Below are 15,866 nucleotides of genomic sequence, written 5' to 3'. Positions count from 1 at the left end.
AAACGGCAGGAATCAGATCGTCGCCAGATGGCCCGAAGCGACCGGCGGACTGCTGGGCGCTGGATGGGGCGTTTCCGACTGGGGCTCGATGGTGATGGCCAGCACCGCGCCGTCCCGGATCAACGCGCGCAGGTTGTCAGGCACCGTGACTCGCGACGTGCCGCTGGGGGCAATCTGACCCAGCGAATGCGGGACGCCGTCCTGCGGGATGACCCATAGTTCGGGCGCATAGGCGTTGACTGCGGTCACCCCGTCGGCCCGGATGATCATCGCCCCACGCTCTGGCTGATAACGCAGCGTCAAAAGCGGGCCTTCGGCTGCACCACTCAACTGCGCGACTGCAATCGCCTGAACCGGCTGTACCGGTGAAGGCAGAGGCGATGGGTCGGGGCGCAGCATCAAAGCCAGGGCAAGCGCGGCCGCGACCGAAGCCGATCCAACGGCCCCCGCCCGCCACCGTGCAAGCGACCGGCGCAGGGGCAGCTGGACGACGTCGACGGCGCCACTACGATCCGCAAGGCGCGGCTCAAGCGATTGCCAGATGGTTGCCGCTGCAAGATCGGCAATACCCGTTGCAACCGCCATCGGAGCCAACAGCGATTCCCACCGGCGAACAGCTTCTGCAAAGGCCGGGTCATTCAGCTTCAGGCGCATGGCCTCTGCCCGGTCATCGCCGTCCAGAACGCCCAGCGCCAGTTCGCCAGCCAGGATATCCTGTTCCTCAGTCATCGGCCATGCACGTCCGCAACCGCAGCAAGCCCCGCCGGATCAGGCTCTTGACCGTCCCCAGCGGCGCACCGGTCCGTTCGGCCAGGACGGCATAGGTCATTCCGTCGAAATAGGCTTGGCGGATCATGCCACGCGATCGTTCGTCCAGCGTGTCGAGACAGGTGCGAATGCGGTCGCTGGTCTCGGCTGCGATCAGGGTATCGGATGCCGATGGCCGATCGTCCGCCACTGCCAATGCCGCTTCCTCACCCTCCATCCGACGGTTTCCCGTCGCCCGGATGCGGTCGATCGCAGTGTTGCGCGCGATGGTGGCCATCCAGGTGATCGGGCTGGCGCGCGAGGGGTCGAAGCGTGCTGCCGAATGCCAAATCTTTACGTAAACGTCCTGCACCACGTCCTCTGCCGCTTCCCGCTCTCCGCAGATACGGAGGCAGATGCCGAAAAGTTTCGACACGGTCTGATCATAAACCAGACGCAGCGCCGCCCGGTCGCCGGTCGCCACCTGGACCAGCGCGTCGCTGAGCGCCTGTCGCGCACGATCCGTTCCGCTGTCCGATGTCACGCTGCAATGCCTATCCCGGCGGGGGCGCTGTGGCAATGATGCGTGTTGCGCTTGCTGCCCGGGCAACCCAGCCCGGGGCGATCGCGGCAAGCGCGATCATTGCGCGACGCGGCGCCGACCGTTCGGCTGCCCAGCGAAGCGCCTGGGCCAGTGCGACCGGTCGCCGCGCCAGCCTCGCAAACCGTGCCTGAAACAGATCCGGGCCATCGGCAGCGCCTGCTGCGTCGGCGGCGATAATCCCGCTGTTAAGCGCAATGGCCATGCCGTCGCCCACGATCGACGCAATGACCGCCGCCTGATCCCCCAATCGATAGGCGCCCATGGCCGGTACCCGCGCCCGCCAGCCATAGGGGACGTCGGCGACGCTGTTGCGCTCGCCCTGCCGCTCCTGATCGCACCAGGACGCGAAGACCGGCTGTTCGCGACCCAGCCGTTCGATGATGCCGTCGATTCCGCCTGCTTCGGCCACCCGGCTTGCCGCGATCGACAGGCAGAGATTGGCCGTCCCGTCGCCACGCAGAAGCAGACCGGCATAGCCGCCCCGAAACGCAATCAGATCGACCGACCCGTCGAGCGCAGCCGCGAGCCGCGGGCTGGGCCGGATGGTCCAGCGAATACCGACAGCGCCCTTGCCCACCGCCTCGGCCCGGCGCTGAATGCCCCGCAGCGGATGCTTGCCCGTCGCCAGCATGACGGTTCCGGCACCCAGCCTTTCGCCGTTGGACAGTCGGGCACCGCCATCCTCGAGCGCGCGGACGGCAATCCCGGATCGTACCGTCACCCCTTCCCTTCGCGCGTGATCGAGCAGCGCCCCATCCATCACGGCCCGCGAAATGCCATGCGCGGCAAAGGGCAAGGCGAGTTGCCGCTGTTCGCGGCCATTGAACATCCGCACCGACCGAATGGGCCTGGCGTCGATATCCGGAGGCGATAGTCCCAGCGCCGCAAGGGCCGTCATGCCGTCAGGCCCCAGAAAACCCCCGCAGACCCCCTCGCCCGGATCGGTTCGACGTTCGATCAGGGTTACGGCCTGCCCCGATTGGGCCAGCCGGATCGCAGCGGCGCTTCCCGCTGGTCCGCCGCCCAGGATCAACGCGTCCGTGCGACGCATAACCGGAACGGCATGAACCAGCGGATGGTGGTGGCCGCGCTGTCGAGCCCCGCACGAGCGATCAACGCGCCCATTTCGTGAGGCAGGAACCCGCGGGCGACCGACAATGTGCCATCGGCCCGGACGATCGGATGAACCCGCAGCACCCGCGCCAGCAGCGGATAGCTGCGATGCGCCAGCCAGTGCCGGTGCAGGTCGCCGACCACCCATCCGCGCCGGGCACGCGCCTCCATCAACTGGATGAACGCCACCAGCGCATCGTCGGTCATGTGATGCGCCACCTGTGACGCCGTCCAGAAATCGAACCGCTCCGCAAGGTCGCCCGCATCGCCGGTGCGATATTCAATCTGCGACCCCGCTGGCGCGGCCGACCGGGCGACGGGCGCGCTGCCGGGGTTCAGGTCGACGCCGACCAGCCGTGCGACCGATCCGCGACGGCGCGCCCATCGCTCGACGGCGCGGAGGCCATCGCCATGACCGAAACCGACATCCAGCAGCGAAAAGGGCTGTCCCGGCGGGACGACGCGCGACAGATAGTTCAGGATCGGACGCGCAGTCATCGTCCACCGATTGACCCGCGCCAGATCGGCCAGAACGGCGGCGTAAACGGGTTGCGGCAGATCATCCGCATCCATCTGCTCGGCCTGCATGCTGCGAACGGCCAGGGTCATTGCACCGGCCCGAACGCCAGACCCTCGGCCGCCAGACCGGGGCCGAAGGCTAGGGCGATGCCCGGCCGCGCCTCTGACGCAGCCATCAGATCGGCAAGCACGAACATCAGCGTCGATGACGACATGTTGCCAGCCCGTTCAAGCACGGCCCGCGATCGATCAAGGGCATCCGCATCGAGCTCCAACCCGGCGGTCACCGCATCGAGGATCGAGCGCCCGCCGGCATGGACGGCCCATGCGAGCTGATCCGGCGCGGTTCCGCCCGTGATCGTCCCGCGGACCGCCGGGTCGCCAAGGGCCGCCAGGATGCGGCCCGGCACCTCGCCCGACAGATGCATGGCGAACCCGGTATCGCCGATGTGCCACCGGATCAGCGGACCACTGTCGGGCAACGTCAGGGAAAAGGGGCGGGACAGCCGCATGCCGCGTTGCTCGGCCGTCACCCAGGCGGCAGCGGCACCGTCGCCGAACTGCAGCATGGCGAGCAGCGGCTCGATCGCCCGATCCGGTTGAAGATGCAGGGTCGACAATTCGACGGTCACCACCAGGACGCGCGACGTCGGGTCCGACCGGACGATCTGCCGGGCGGTGCGCAAGGCGACGACTGCAGCATAACAACCCATGAAGCCGATCAGCGTCCGCTCGACCGTCGGCGACAATCCCAGCCGGTGCACCAGGATCTGATCGATGCCGGGTGCGGTAAAGCCGGTGCAGCTGGCAACGACCAGGTGCGTGGCACTGTGGATCGGGGCATCGAGCGATGAAACGGCACGAGCCGCCAGATCGGGCGCGGCTTGCGCGTAAACCTGCATCCGCTCCGCCGTACCGGGCATCCGGCCCAAGGCATAAAAGCCACCCTCGTCAATCGGCGAACCGTCCCCTTCACGGGCATAGGGGAGCACGGACCAGCGGTGCCTGATCCCGGAACGCGCCGCCATCCGCGTGAAAATCGCCCGGTCGCGCCCGTCCAGGCGGGACGAAGCCCATCCGACAAAGGCATCATGGATGTCATGTTCGGGGGTGGCGGTGGCGATGGCATTCAAAAAAGCTGGTTCAGCGCTCACCCGTCGTCCGATCTGCACGGCCCCCGCCGCTCCGCAAGGTCGACCCTCCCACCGCAAATTGCAAGGTGCGTTTCCGGCTGGTTGCCCCCTACCACCCGACGCCGGGGGCTGATCGTGGAAGGATTTGTCGCCAACCGTTCGCTTTCGCTGGCTATTCGCCGCTTGGCGAGTTAACTTATGGCAATGAGGGCCAGTCAGTCGACCGACACGATCACGCTGATTGATCCGCACATCCTGCAATTGATCGCCGACAGTCCCGTCGCATCGGTGATCAGCAATCCCCGGCTGCAAGACAACCCGATCGTGGCCTGCAACCGGGCGTTTTGCGAACTGACCCAGTATCCCGAACACATGGTCGTCGGGCGCAATTGCCGGTTCCTGTCTGGGCCGGGCACCGAACCATGGCTGTCCGAAGCCATTCGGGAGGGTGTCCGGGACCACCGGCCGGTCCTGGTCGAGATCCTGAATTACAAGCGGGACGGGACTCCGTTTCGCAATGCCGTGCTGGTCGCGCCGATCTTCGACGAGAATGATGCGCTGGTGTATTTTCTGGGGTCGCAGGTTGAATTGCCGGACGACAGCCGCGGACCATCGACCGCCCGGCGCATCCGCGCGGCAGAGCGGGTGAAGAACCTGTCGGAACGGCAGCGCCAGGTGCTTAAACTGGCTTCGAACGGACTGCTCAACAAGCAGATCGCCAACGTCCTCGGCCTGTCCGAAAAAACGGTGAAGATGCACCGTGCGATCCTGATGGACCGATTGGGAACGCCGACTACCGCAGACATGATCCGGGTGGCGGTCGAAGCGGGACTGTAACTGGTCTTTGGCCCATACCGGCCAATGACCGTATCGTCGCATCGGGCCGGATCGACTATTTCGATTTCCAGGACGTTACGAAAGCGATCCGGGCGCTGATCGGCATCCCCTCCTCCGGTCCCGCCCCATCTCCTTGTCCAAAGCCCAGCCTTCGTAACGTCCGCCCTCCCCTACCTCTCGTCGAACATTGGACAGCAATTGTCGCTTGCCCGTGATGCGGTCGTTCGCTAAGCGCGAATGATAATGGTTCGCATTACCGCATTGGAACATCGGACATGAGTCGCGGCGTGATCCGCGCGTGGTTCCTCGTCCACAAATGGTCGAGCATCCTGTGCACGCTGTTCCTGTTGATGCTATGCGTTACCGGCCTGCCGCTGATCTTTCACGACGAAATCGATGCCCTGACCGGCGACGACGTGATCGCGGGGATGCGGGGTGCGCCGTCGGCGGGAACCGATCCATCCCTGCGTACGCTGGATGAGATGCTGGCAAAGGGCCTGGCGCAGCGGCCTGGCGAAGTGCCGGTGTTCATGGCGTTCGACAATGCCAGCCCGGTGCTGACCGTCACCACCGCCCCGCGTCCTGATTCGCCGGCGGAGGAAATGACGGTGATGCTGTTCAACCGCGCGACCGGCGAACCCGCCGGCGCGGCGAGCGACGATGGGGTGATGCACTTCATCCTGCAGCTTCACACCGACATGTTTCTGGGCCTGCCCGGCATGTTGTTTCTGGGGGCAATGGGGCTGTTGTTCGTCGTTGCGCTCGTCTCCGGTGTCGTCCTCTATGCCCCGTTCATGCGAAAGCTGGACTTCGGCACGCTGCGCACCGGTCGCAGCCAGCGTCTGAAATGGCTGGATACGCATAATCTGCTCGGCATCACCGCCTTGGTCTGGGCCAGCGTGGTTGGTGTCACGGGCATCATTCACACGCTTGCCACGCCGATCATTCAGGGATGGCAGCAAAGCGAACTGGCGCAGATGACGACGGCCTATGCCGGTCGCCCCCCGCTGTCACCGGCTCGCTATGGATCGGTGGACCGGGCGATGGCCGCCGCCCGTTCGGCGCTGCCGGGCACCAATCCGCAATTCATCGCCTTTCCCGGCGGCGCATACAGCTCGGCGCACCATATGGCGGTGTTCATGCAGGGCAGCACGCCGCTGACCGAGCGGATGCTGACCCCCGCCCTGATCGACGGCGCGACCGGCGAATTTACCGACGCCCGCCCCCTGCCCTGGTATGTACAGGCGCTGCTTTATTCCCAGCCGCTGCATTTTGGCGACTATGGCGGCCTGCCCCTGAAGATCCTGTGGGCGGTGCTGGATGTGTTCACCATCCTGGTGCTGGGGTCAGGCCTGTATCTGTGGCTTGGGCGGCGGCGCGGGGCGGAGGCACCGGTGCAAGAGGTGGAGACCGGAGGCCTGATACCCGCAACCGCGATGATGCCGGAACCGGCGGAATGATCCGGTCGACCTTTGCCATACCCGCCGTGGTCGGCGTGCTCAGCCTGGGCGGGCTGGTACTGGCGCTGACCGGCGACGGAATCGCCGATCTGGCCGCATCGGCCGCATTGTCGGTGCCAGTGCTGGCGACGGTTCTGGCCGTGCGCAGCCGCCAACGCTGAACAACGACAACAATCATTCAAGGGAGTTACACCATGAACGCCGTCCGGGCTGCCGTCCGTCTTGCCGCATCCACCCTGGCCCTTGCCAGCGCCAGCGCCGCGCTTGGCCAGGAAGTCGATGGCGACGATATCGTGGTCACCGCGCAACAGGCCAATGAAACCCAGGTCAGCCGCAAGGGCAGCCTGGGCGTGCTGGGCGACAAGGCGGCGGAGGACGTACCGTTCAGCATCCGCAGCTATAACGAGGCGCTGATCCGCAACCAGCAGCCGCAGACATTGGGTCAGGTGCTGGAAAACGATCCGGCTGTCCGCACCACCTATGCGTTCGGCAATGCGGCCGAACTGTTCGTCATCCGGGGCTTTCCCCTGTTCGGTGACGATGTCGGCATTGACGGCCTGTACGGGATCGCGCCGCGGCAGATCGTCGCGCCCGAACTCTATGACCAGGTTCAGGTCCTGAACGGGGCCAGCGCGTTCCTGAACGGTGCGGCACCCGGCGGATCGGGCATCGGGGGCAGCGTCAATCTGCTGCCGAAGCGCGCGGGCGAGGATCTTCTCCGCGTCACCGCCAATTATGCGGAGGCTGGCCATTTCGGTGGCGCGTTCGATGCGGGACGCCGCTTTGCGAACGGTACGGTCGGGGTCCGCATCAACGGCGCGTGGCGATCGGGCGAGCTGGCCGTCGATGGCGAGGACCGCGATACCCGGGTCATCGGCGCGGCGTTCGATGTCGACACCGGTCGGTTCCGTGCCTCGCTCGATCTGGCCTATCAGCGGGTGCAGGTCGACCGGCTGCGGCCCAAGGTGCAGTTGGGGGCCGGGCTGACCCGGCTGCCGTCCGTGCCGCGCGCCGATGCCAATTACGCGCAGGACTGGGCGACGACGACGCTGGAGGATGTGTTCGGCATCGCCAAGCTGGAATATGACCTGTCCGAAAACGCGATGCTCTATGCCCGCTTCGGTGCGCGCGACGGATCGGAAACCGGCATCTACAATTCGATCACGGTCACGGATGCCGCCACCGGCGCGGCCACCGGCGGGGGCAGCTTCATTCCCCGCACCGACAATAACGAGGCGGTTCAGGCCGGCCTGCGCGTACGCCTTGGCGAGGCGGTGACGCACGAGATCAATGTCGGCGGCGATCATCTGTGGCAGGTGAACCGCAATGCCTATGACTTTTTCGGCGGCTTTGCGACAAACCTTTATGCACCGCAGGATGTCGCCATCCCGGCCAGCCTGTTTGCCGGCGGCGATCTATATGAGCCTTATCCGATCACCCGCGTGCGACAGGGAAGCGCCTTTGCCAGCGATACCATCGGCCTGTTCGACGGGCGGGTGCTGCTGACCGGCGGGCTTCGGCTTCAGTCGATCACGGTCAAGAGCTACAGCTATTTCGGGGGTGCCGAGACGGGCACCTATTCCGAGGATGCGGTGACGCCGGTCGTCGGGCTGGTGGTCAAACCGGTCGAGGGCCTGTCCTTCTACGCCAACCGGATCGAGGGTCTGCGCCAGGGTCCGACGGCGCCCGTTGACGTCACGCTGGTCAATTCGGGCGAGGTGTTCGCGCCGTTCGTGTCCACCCAGTATGAAGTGGGGGCAAAGGTGTCGCTTGGGCCGGTCAATGCCAGCGCCGCCATCTATCAGATCGAACTGCCGAGCGCCTATGCCATCGCCGATCCTCTGGGATCGGGCCTCAACCGCTTCGGCGTGTATGGAACTCAGCGCAATCGCGGCATCGAACTGGCGCTGGACGGCGAAGTGACGCCGGGCCTGCGCGTCATATCGGGCATCGCCATCACCGATGCGGTCCTGCGCGAAACCCAGGGCGGCGTGAACGCGGGCAACAAGGCGGCCGGCATCCCGGAATACACCGCCAATGCCAATGTCGAATGGGACGTGCCCTTTATCCCTGCGCTGACCCTGACCGGTCGGGTGGTGCATACCGGGCCGCAGGCGGTCGACGTCGCTAATACGCTTGAACTGCCCAACTGGACGCGGTTCGACCTTGGTGCGCGCTACGTCGCCCGCGTCGGCGAGCAGGCGCTCACCCTGCGGGTGCAGGTCGATAACGTGGCCAATGAACGCTATTGGGCGTCCGCCTTCGACAGCTTTGCGCCGCAGTTGCTTCAGGGTCAGCCGCGGACCGTCAAGGCGTCGGCCAGCGTCGAGTTCTGATGATTTGAAGCCCCTCCCGCAAACGGAGGGGTTAAGGCGTTCATTCCATACCCGTTCGCACTGAGCTTGTCGAAGTGCTGCCCTTCCTTTTGGCGTGCAGAACGAAAGGGCAGTGCTTCGACAGGCTCAGCGCAACCGGAATGGATGGAAGCCCGGTATCGCGCGACGGGCAGTTACTTGTCGTCACCCATGCGCAGTGCAGCGATGAATGCCTCCTGCGGGATGCTGACGCTGCCATATTCGCGCATCTTGGCCTTGCCCTTTTTCTGCTTGTCCAGCAGCTTGCGCTTGCGCGTCGCATCGCCGCCATAGCATTTGGCGGTCACGTCCTTGCGCATCGCGCTGATCGTCTCGCGCGCGATCACCTTGCCACCGATCGCCGCCTGGATCGGGATCTTGAACAAGTGGCGGGGGATCAGATCCTTCAACCGCTCGACCATCCCGCGCCCGCGCACCTCGGCCGTGGCACGGTGGACGATCATGCTCAGCGCATCGACCGGTTCCTCGTTGACCAGGATGCCCATCTTGACCAGATCGCCCTCTCGGTAACCGATCTGGGTATAGTCGAAACTGGCATAGCCCTTGGACAGGGATTTCAGCCGGTCATAGAAATCGAACACCACTTCGTTGAGCGGCAGTTCATAGGTTACCTGCGCCCGTCCACCGACATAGGTCAGGTTCTTTTGAATGCCACGCCGATCCTGGCACAGTTTCAGTACCGCACCCAGATATTCGTCGGGCACATAGATGGTGGCGTTGATCCAGGGCTCGCTAATGGTTTCGATCCGGCTGGGATCGGGCATGTCCGCCGGATTGTGCAGTTCGATCCGGCCGCCATCGTGAACCAGTTCGATTTCATAGATGACCGACGGCGCGGTAGTGATCAGGTCGAGGTCATATTCGCGCGTCAGCCGCTCCTGGATGATCTCCAGATGGAGCAGGCCCAGGAACCCGCAGCGATAGCCGAACCCCAACGCAGCGCTGGTTTCCATCTCGAACGTGAAGCTGGCGTCGTTGAGGCGCAGTTTGGAAATGCTTTCTCGCAGCTTCTCGAAGTCGTTGGCATCGACCGGGAACAGGCCGCAGAACACGACCGACTGCACTTCCTTGAACCCCGGCAGCGCTTCGGACGCGGGCTTGCGCGCATCGGTGATCGTGTCGCCGACCATGGTCTGTGCGACTTCCTTGATCTGGGCGGTGATGAAGCCGATTTCGCCGGGGCCAAGGTCGGCGAGCTGTTCGATCTTTGGCCGGAAACATCCGACGCGGTCGATCAGATGGGTGGTGCCGGCCTGCATGAACTTGACCTGCTGACCCTTTTTCAAGGTCCCTTCCATCACGCGGACCAGGATGACGACGCCCAGATACGGGTCATACCAGCTGTCGACCAGCATCGCCTTCAGCGGCGCTTGCGCGTCGCCCTTTGGCGCAGGAATGCGCTCGACGATGGCGTCCAGAATTTCGTCGATGCCGATGCCGGACTTGGCGCTGGCCAGGATCGCGTTTGAGGCATCCAGACCGATGATATCCTCGATCTCCGTCTTCACCTTTTCCGGCTCGGCGGCGGGCAGGTCGATCTTGTTGATGACGGGCACGATCTCATGATCATGCTCGATCGATTGATAGACATTGGCCAGCGTCTGCGCCTCGACGCCCTGCGCGGCATCGACCACCAGCAGCGCGCCTTCGCATGCCGCCAGGCTCCGGCTCACTTCATAAGCGAAATCGACATGGCCGGGCGTGTCCATCAGGTTCAGGACATGCCCCTTCCATTCCAGGCGCACGGTCTGTGCCTTGATGGTGATGCCGCGTTCCTTTTCGATCTCCATGTTGTCGAGCACCTGCGCGCTCATCTCGCGCTCGGTCAGGCCGCCGGTGCGTTGGATCAGGCGGTCGGCAAGCGTGGACTTGCCGTGATCGATATGCGCGATGATGGAAAAGTTGCGGATTTTGGACAGATCGGTTGCCATAATCGCGCGCGATAGCAGGGACCCGCCCGCCGGGGAAGCGGGACGATAGGCCCTATTGCACGTACCGGACGCTGCCTGTTCCCCAGATGTCCGTCAGCATGAACAGACCCTGTCCCGTCACCTGCACCGGTCCGTGGCGAACGCGGTCGATGGTCGCCGTGCCCAGGAAATCGCCCTCTCGCCGCTCGGCAATCGCTTTGCGCGCCGCGGCCAGTACCTTTTCGTAATCCTTGTTGAAATCCAGCGTCAACGATCGTTCGATCTCGCTCTGCACGATCGGCGTCAGGAACAACCGGATGAGCAGGTCCACTGCCTCGCCGCGCTCGCTTTGACCGAAGATCTGCAGGTCGCGCACCTTGACGATCTGCGATCCCTCCGCCGACACCGGGATCGCGGTCAGCCAAACCCGTCCCCGTGTGGGGGCCAGGGGTCCGCGCACCACATCTGCGGCAACATCGACGCCGACCGCGATGCGGCCATTGTCGGTGGGAAAGATTTCGACATCGCCGAAAGCGACCTTGACCGGCCCGACCGCATCGATTTCGATGGACTTTCGCGCCGCCAGCCGGCCGAGCGCGCGTTTCAGCGGCGGTTTCAGTTCGTCATAATCGGCCAGCACCGGGATATGGAACCGCAGACCCGCCTTCCCCACCTGCCGGATAGGCGGCGGCAGCGGCGTCGGCTGGGCAGCAGCGGGCGCATCGCCGAGAAAGGTCTGGGTCAACCCTTGCGCCGCGATCCACGCCTCCATCGTCCGTCCGCTGATCCGGTAACCTGCAAAGCCCAGCGCCTGGGGCGTGACGCGCATCCAGGCGGGTGGTCGTTCACGATTCAGTTGAATGACGGTGAAGCCGCTTTTCCAAGCCGCTTCGACCTGTTTTCGCACCACCCCGCGCGGCAGCGAGCGGGGCAGATCCCGCTCCAGTTGCCGCACCACCCCGACCAGCTTTTCATCGGCACGCCGGGCAAAGCGGATGCGCTGACCCAGGAAATCGATCCCCGGCGGTTCGGTCCAGTCATAATCGATGTCTATGCGGGCAGTCGGTTCCCAGCGCTGATCGATGTCCAGGCGGGCGGTCGCGCGAACGATCGCTGCCCCGGTCGCAGTTTCCTGCTTCAGGATGCCACCGATATCGCGGGCCTGAATGGTTGCCTTGACCGGCATCGACAGGGCCATGCGGTCGCCCCGGCCCGACAGACGGATGGTTCCCCGAACGACCTGTCCGACGATGCGGCATCCGATCGCCGGTGTTACCTTGGCGCGTTTGAACCCCACCTTGCAGGGCACGTCACGGCACGCCTTTCCTTTGCACGGTCGCTCATGCTTCAGACAGACGGTCAGGCGCTGGGGCGCGGCGCACTGGGTTCGTTCGTCGATGGACCACAGAGTCCGCGGCGTCTGCCGATTCAATTCGGCCTCCAGCGCATCGAGGTCGAACCGGACCGGGACGTTCAGCGAAGACGATTGCTCCGGGATGGTAAAGCCGGCGTCGAAGCGCGGCGGTTTGGGATAGGTCTTCTGCCGCTCGCATCCGGCCAGCAATATCGCGATGGCGAGGATCAGGATGTGCCATCGGCCCGTGAGCATCGCCAATCCCGTCCCCGTCCGCCCCGATCCAGACTGCGATCGCGCCGTCGATTTTGCAAGAATGCTGAACGCGGTTCCATCAATACCCGTTCCGTTGCCCCGCCCCCGTCAACTAATCCTTGAATCCGGCGTCCGCGGTGATATACGCGCCGCTCTCCACCGGGGCAGGCCCCGGCGGACCCCATGGTCGGGGAATAGCTCAGCCTGGTAGAGCACTGCCTTCGGGAGGCAGGGGCCGGAGGTTCGAATCCTCTTTCCCCGACCAATTTTCCAGCATCGCCCATGTCGCGCTTTGGATCACCCTTGCCAGGGGCACTTGTTGCAGCCCCGGCAATTGCCGTTACAACCACCCCATGACCCGCCAAGGCCCCGTCGTGCGCGCGCTGCGCATCCATGGAACGATCGCCCGCGATCTGGGCGTACGGATCGTGTCGGGCGGGTATGTGCCTGGCGAAGTCCTGAGCGGCGAGGTGGCTGCCAGCGAGCAGTTGAACGTGTCCCGCACCGCCTATCGGGAGGCGTTGCGCATCCTGGCGGCCAAGGGGCTGGTCGAATCGCGGCCAAAGACCGGAACACGGGTCAGCGAGCGGCACCGTTGGCAATTGCTGGATCCGGACGTCCTGTCGTGGATATTCGCCGACGAACCCGATGCCGATCTGCTCGCCAGCCTGTTCGAGCTGCGCCGGATCGTCGAGCCGGAGGCGGCTGCGCTTGCGGCCGCGCGGCGGACCGAAAGCCATCTGCAACGGCTGGCCGACGCACTGAACGGGATGACGCGGCATACGCTGGCGACCCCGGAGGGGCGGGTGGCCGACCAGCATTTCCATGCCGCATTGCTGGATGCCGCGGCCAACCCGTTCCTGACGACGCTGACCAGCGGGGTCGGCGCGGCGGTGGCCTGGACCACGATTTTCAAGCAGCGCAAAAGCCCGCTTCAACGCGATCCCTTGCCCGATCATCGCCGCGTGTTCGACGCCGTGGTGGCGGGTGACCCGGCGCTTGCGCACCGGGTCATGACCGAGCTGGTGGATCAGGCGTTCCGCGACACCACGTCCACCCTGCCCGCTGCTTAGGCGGCAGTTTCCGCCGTCGCAGCCTCGTCGGGAAAGGCGTTGGTGGGCTTCGACCCCCACAGCGCGTAGAACAGGATGTACAGCTCACAGACGGCCGTCAGCAGGAAGCTTGCCTGCAACCCGAAGATGTCGGCCAGATAGCCCTGAACCACCACCAGCGCGCCACCGGCGATCGCCATGATCAGCAGGCCGGAGCCTTCCTCGGTCAGCGGCCCCAGCCCCTTGATGCCCAGGGTGAAGATCGTGGGGAACATGATCGAGTGGAACAGCCCGACGATGATCAGCGTCCACATCGCCACGGGGCCGTCGACGACCACGGTTGCCAGCATGACGATGAACGCACCCACGCTGAATACCGCCAGCACCTTGTCCGCTGCATATTTCTGCATGATGCCCGCACCGGCAAATCGGCCGACCATCATCCCCAGCCACATCAGCGTCAGATACCGGCCCGCCTGTTCCGTGGTCAGGTTGGCGATGTCCGGCTGGCTGACGAAATTGACGAACAGGTTGGCAACGCCGATTTCAGCAATGAGATAGATGAAGATCGCGGGCACGCCGAACACCAGGTTGCGGTGCCGCCAAAGCGAATGCTTGTGCCGGTCCGCCTTGTTCGACGCGGTGGCCCCGCCCATCGCAGGCAAAGGGAAACGAGCGATGACGACGGCCAGCACGACCAGCACGAGCGCGACGATGCCATAGGGCAGGATCACCGACTGCGCATCAGCGAGGCGCTCAGCCTGGGTCAGCACCCGGCCCTGTTCGGCCGTGCCACCGACCGACCGGCCAAGGATCAGATAGGCACCGAACAGCGGCGCCAGCACGGTGCCGAGCGAATTGAACCCCTGAACCAGCGTCAACCGCGCCGAAGACGAGGATGCAGGGCCGATGACAGCGACATAGGGGTTTGCCGCCACCTGCAGCAGCGTGATGCCGCTGGCGATGACGAACAGCATCGCCAGGGTGACGCCATAGGATGGAATGCTCGCCGCCAGCATCATGCCGAGCGCCCCGGCCGCCATGATCAGCAACCCGACCACCAGCGATCGCTGATACCCGATCCGCCGGATCAGGAACGCCGACGGGATCGAGGCAAAGAAATAGGCGATGAACCACACGCTTTCGATCAGCGTGGTCTGGGTATAATTCAGGTCGAACACGCTGCGCAGATGCGGCAGCAACGTGCCGTTGATGACGGTGATGAAACCCCAGATGAAGAACAGCGATGCCAGCACGCCGAGCGCACCGCGATAGGCGGGGACCGGTGCCCCCGTCGGCGCGCTTGCCCCCCCACTCATTCCCACAGACGGCATCCCACTCTCCCTGCAATCGGCTCTGCTGCCGAATAATCAGACTTTTCCTATGGCCCCCACCGGTGGCGGGCAACCGGAAAATGCGGATGCCGGACGACCGGACGGAATAGGGTTGCGGCAAAGCGATATGTCTGAGTAATTACCGGCAACTCAGGAGGGCATGATGCGGTTGATTCAGGCGCTGGATGATGATGGCACACCGGGCGTCGTCGCGGCGGACGAACGGGGAGCGCACTGGCTGACGGCCACCCCGTCCGTCTATGCGCTTGCCAACGACGCCGTCGCCGCGGGCATCTCGCTTTCGACGCTGTGCGATCAGCGATCCGGTGCCCCGGTCGATCTGGCGGCCTTGGCAACGAACGGTCGGCTGCTGGCCCCTATCGGCCATGACGATCCGGCGCATTGTCACCTGACCGGCACCGGCCTGACGCATCTTGGTTCGGCGGAAGGTCGCGACAAGATGCACAAGGCGGCGGCCAGCGGCGACCTGACCGATTCCATGCGGATGTTCCTGATGGGCGTCGACGGCGGCAAGCCTGCACCGGGCGAGGCCGGGGTGCAGCCGGAATGGTTCTACAAGGGCGACGGCGATTCGATCGTCCCGACGGGCCAGCCGATCCCGTCGCCTGCATTTGCGCTGGATGGCGGCGAAGAGCCGGAAATCGCCGGCATCTACCTGATCGGACCCGACGGCACGCCGCATCGCCTGGGCTTCTGTTTGGCGAACGAGTTTTCCGACCATGTGACAGAGCGTGGCAACTATCTGTGGCTGGCGCACAGCAAGCTGCGCCACGCCGCGCTTGGGGCCGAATTGTTCGTCGGCGAGTTGCCAGCCGACGTGCGGGGCGCCAGCCGCATCCTGCGCGACGGCGAGACGGTCTGGGAAAAACCGTTCCTGTCGGGCGAGGCGAACATGTCGCATTCGATCGCCAATCTGGAGCACCACCACTTCAAATACGCCCAGTTCCGGCGGCCGGGCGATGTGCATGTTCATTTCTTCGGCACCGCGACGCTCAGCTTCGCTGACGGATTTACCGTCCAGCCAGGTGACGAGTTCGAGATCGAGGCAGCGCCGTTCACATTGCCGCTGCGCAATGCGCTCACCATCGCCGATCCCGTCGAGGTGACGGTAAAGGCGCTTTGAACAATCGGCCGCCCGAATGAAGGCGGCAT

14 protein-coding genes and 1 tRNA gene are annotated in these 15,866 nt (G+C 64.8%); 7 read left to right on the top strand and 8 right to left on the bottom strand.

Annotated features, from left to right (window positions below; translation table 11 throughout):
• Window positions 1-12: 12 nt before the first annotated feature.
• From ACPVPU_RS09510 to ACPVPU_RS09490, 5 genes are read right to left on the bottom strand one after another with little or no spacing between them, the layout of a single operon-like run.
• Entirely contained in the window at window positions 13-729 is a 717-nt protein-coding gene (locus tag ACPVPU_RS09510; RefSeq protein ID WP_448657700.1) for an anti-sigma factor, read from the bottom strand.
• Window positions 722-1,291 carry a sigma-70 family RNA polymerase sigma factor gene (locus tag ACPVPU_RS09505; RefSeq protein ID WP_448657699.1) on the bottom strand — a complete coding sequence of 190 codons (570 nt, stop codon included), beginning with the start codon at window positions 1,289-1,291 and terminating at the stop codon, window positions 722-724. Before ACPVPU_RS09505 ends, ACPVPU_RS09510 begins: the two co-directional genes overlap by 8 nt.
• 10 nt (window positions 1,292-1,301) lie before the next feature.
• On the bottom strand, window positions 1,302-2,402 hold the full coding sequence (locus ACPVPU_RS09500; protein ID WP_448657698.1) for an NAD(P)/FAD-dependent oxidoreductase: 1,101 nt from the start codon (window positions 2,400-2,402) through the stop codon (window positions 1,302-1,304).
• Window positions 2,381-3,073 carry a methyltransferase domain-containing protein gene (locus tag ACPVPU_RS09495; protein ID WP_448657697.1) on the bottom strand — a complete coding sequence of 231 codons (693 nt, stop codon included), beginning with the start codon at window positions 3,071-3,073 and terminating at the stop codon, window positions 2,381-2,383. Before ACPVPU_RS09495 ends, ACPVPU_RS09500 begins: the two co-directional genes overlap by 22 nt.
• Window positions 3,070-4,137 (bottom strand): type III polyketide synthase, encoded by a 1,068-nt coding sequence (locus tag ACPVPU_RS09490; protein WP_448657696.1) that lies wholly within the window; start codon window positions 4,135-4,137, stop codon window positions 3,070-3,072. Before ACPVPU_RS09490 ends, ACPVPU_RS09495 begins: the two co-directional genes overlap by 4 nt.
• Window positions 4,138-4,320: 183 nt before the next feature.
• Between ACPVPU_RS09490 and ACPVPU_RS09485 the strand changes: the two genes are divergently transcribed.
• From ACPVPU_RS09485 to ACPVPU_RS09470, 4 genes are all read left to right on the top strand, one after another.
• Entirely contained in the window at window positions 4,321-4,953 is a 633-nt protein-coding gene (locus ACPVPU_RS09485) for a LuxR C-terminal-related transcriptional regulator (protein ID WP_448657695.1), read from the top strand.
• Between the two features lie 275 nt (window positions 4,954-5,228).
• Complete coding sequence (locus ACPVPU_RS09480; protein ID WP_448657694.1) at window positions 5,229-6,413, top strand: PepSY-associated TM helix domain-containing protein; 1,185 nt, start codon at window positions 5,229-5,231, stop codon at window positions 6,411-6,413.
• Complete coding sequence (locus tag ACPVPU_RS09475) at window positions 6,410-6,574, top strand: hypothetical protein (protein ID WP_448657693.1); 165 nt, start codon at window positions 6,410-6,412, stop codon at window positions 6,572-6,574. The genes ACPVPU_RS09480 and ACPVPU_RS09475 overlap by 4 nt, the downstream gene beginning before the upstream one ends.
• A 33-nt stretch (window positions 6,575-6,607) precedes the next feature.
• On the top strand, window positions 6,608-8,749 hold the full coding sequence (locus ACPVPU_RS09470) for a TonB-dependent receptor (protein WP_448657692.1): 2,142 nt from the start codon (window positions 6,608-6,610) through the stop codon (window positions 8,747-8,749).
• A 173-nt stretch (window positions 8,750-8,922) separates the two neighbouring features.
• On the opposite strand, the gene lepA is transcribed toward ACPVPU_RS09470, so the two are convergent.
• Both lepA and ACPVPU_RS09460 read right to left on the bottom strand, forming a co-directional pair.
• Window positions 8,923-10,719, bottom strand: coding sequence for a translation elongation factor 4 (gene lepA / locus ACPVPU_RS09465; protein ID WP_448657691.1), 1,797 nt, complete (start codon window positions 10,717-10,719; stop codon window positions 8,923-8,925).
• A 52-nt stretch (window positions 10,720-10,771) separates the two neighbouring features.
• Window positions 10,772-12,307 (bottom strand): DUF4403 family protein, encoded by a 1,536-nt coding sequence (locus ACPVPU_RS09460; protein WP_448660485.1) that lies wholly within the window; start codon window positions 12,305-12,307, stop codon window positions 10,772-10,774.
• A 188-nt stretch (window positions 12,308-12,495) separates the two neighbouring features.
• Between ACPVPU_RS09460 and ACPVPU_RS09455 the strand changes: the two genes are divergently transcribed.
• A tRNA-Pro gene (locus tag ACPVPU_RS09455) sits at window positions 12,496-12,572 on the top strand.
• An 88-nt stretch (window positions 12,573-12,660) separates the two neighbouring features.
• Window positions 12,661-13,380, top strand: coding sequence for a FadR/GntR family transcriptional regulator (locus ACPVPU_RS09450; protein ID WP_448657690.1), 720 nt, complete (start codon window positions 12,661-12,663; stop codon window positions 13,378-13,380).
• On the opposite strand, the gene ACPVPU_RS09445 is transcribed toward ACPVPU_RS09450, so the two are convergent.
• Complete coding sequence (locus tag ACPVPU_RS09445) at window positions 13,377-14,693, bottom strand: sugar MFS transporter (protein ID WP_448657689.1); 1,317 nt, start codon at window positions 14,691-14,693, stop codon at window positions 13,377-13,379. The two genes, ACPVPU_RS09450 and ACPVPU_RS09445, sit on opposite strands and share 4 nt — an antisense overlap.
• A gap of 160 nt (window positions 14,694-14,853) precedes the next feature.
• Here ACPVPU_RS09445 and araD1 point away from each other — a divergent pair, with 160 nt between their 5' ends.
• Complete coding sequence (gene araD1 / locus ACPVPU_RS09440) at window positions 14,854-15,837, top strand: AraD1 family protein (protein WP_448657688.1); 984 nt, start codon at window positions 14,854-14,856, stop codon at window positions 15,835-15,837.
• The last annotated feature ends 29 nt before the right edge of the window (window positions 15,838-15,866 follow it).

Source organism: Sphingomonas paludis (genome assembly GCF_053502515.1).
The sequence above is the reverse complement of the archived record's forward strand: the minus strand, read 5'-3'. Positions and strand labels throughout refer to the sequence as shown.

Bases quoted from the DNA above. Each gene is read 5' to 3' on its own strand.
- ACPVPU_RS09510 (WP_448657700.1), bottom strand. From the start codon at position 729: ATGACTGAGGAACAGGATATCCTGGCTGGCGAACTGGCGCTGGGCGTT.
- ACPVPU_RS09500 (WP_448657698.1), bottom strand. From the start codon at position 2,402: ATGCGTCGCACGGACGCGTTGATCCTGGGCGGCGGACCAGCGGGAAGC.
- ACPVPU_RS09495 (WP_448657697.1), bottom strand. From the start codon at position 3,073: ATGACCCTGGCCGTTCGCAGCATGCAGGCCGAGCAGATGGATGCGGAT.
- ACPVPU_RS09485 (WP_448657695.1), top strand. From the start codon at position 4,321: ATGAGGGCCAGTCAGTCGACCGACACGATCACGCTGATTGATCCGCAC.
- ACPVPU_RS09480 (WP_448657694.1), top strand. From the start codon at position 5,229: ATGAGTCGCGGCGTGATCCGCGCGTGGTTCCTCGTCCACAAATGGTCG.
- ACPVPU_RS09475 (WP_448657693.1), top strand. From the start codon at position 6,410: ATGATCCGGTCGACCTTTGCCATACCCGCCGTGGTCGGCGTGCTCAGC.
- ACPVPU_RS09470 (WP_448657692.1), top strand. From the start codon at position 6,608: ATGAACGCCGTCCGGGCTGCCGTCCGTCTTGCCGCATCCACCCTGGCC.
- lepA (WP_448657691.1), bottom strand. From the start codon at position 10,719: ATGGCAACCGATCTGTCCAAAATCCGCAACTTTTCCATCATCGCGCAT.
- ACPVPU_RS09460 (WP_448660485.1), bottom strand. From the start codon at position 12,307: ATGCTCACGGGCCGATGGCACATCCTGATCCTCGCCATCGCGATATTG.
- ACPVPU_RS09450 (WP_448657690.1), top strand. From the start codon at position 12,661: ATGACCCGCCAAGGCCCCGTCGTGCGCGCGCTGCGCATCCATGGAACG.
- ACPVPU_RS09445 (WP_448657689.1), bottom strand. From the start codon at position 14,693: ATGCCGTCTGTGGGAATGAGTGGGGGGGCAAGCGCGCCGACGGGGGCA.
- araD1 (WP_448657688.1), top strand. From the start codon at position 14,854: ATGATGCGGTTGATTCAGGCGCTGGATGATGATGGCACACCGGGCGTC.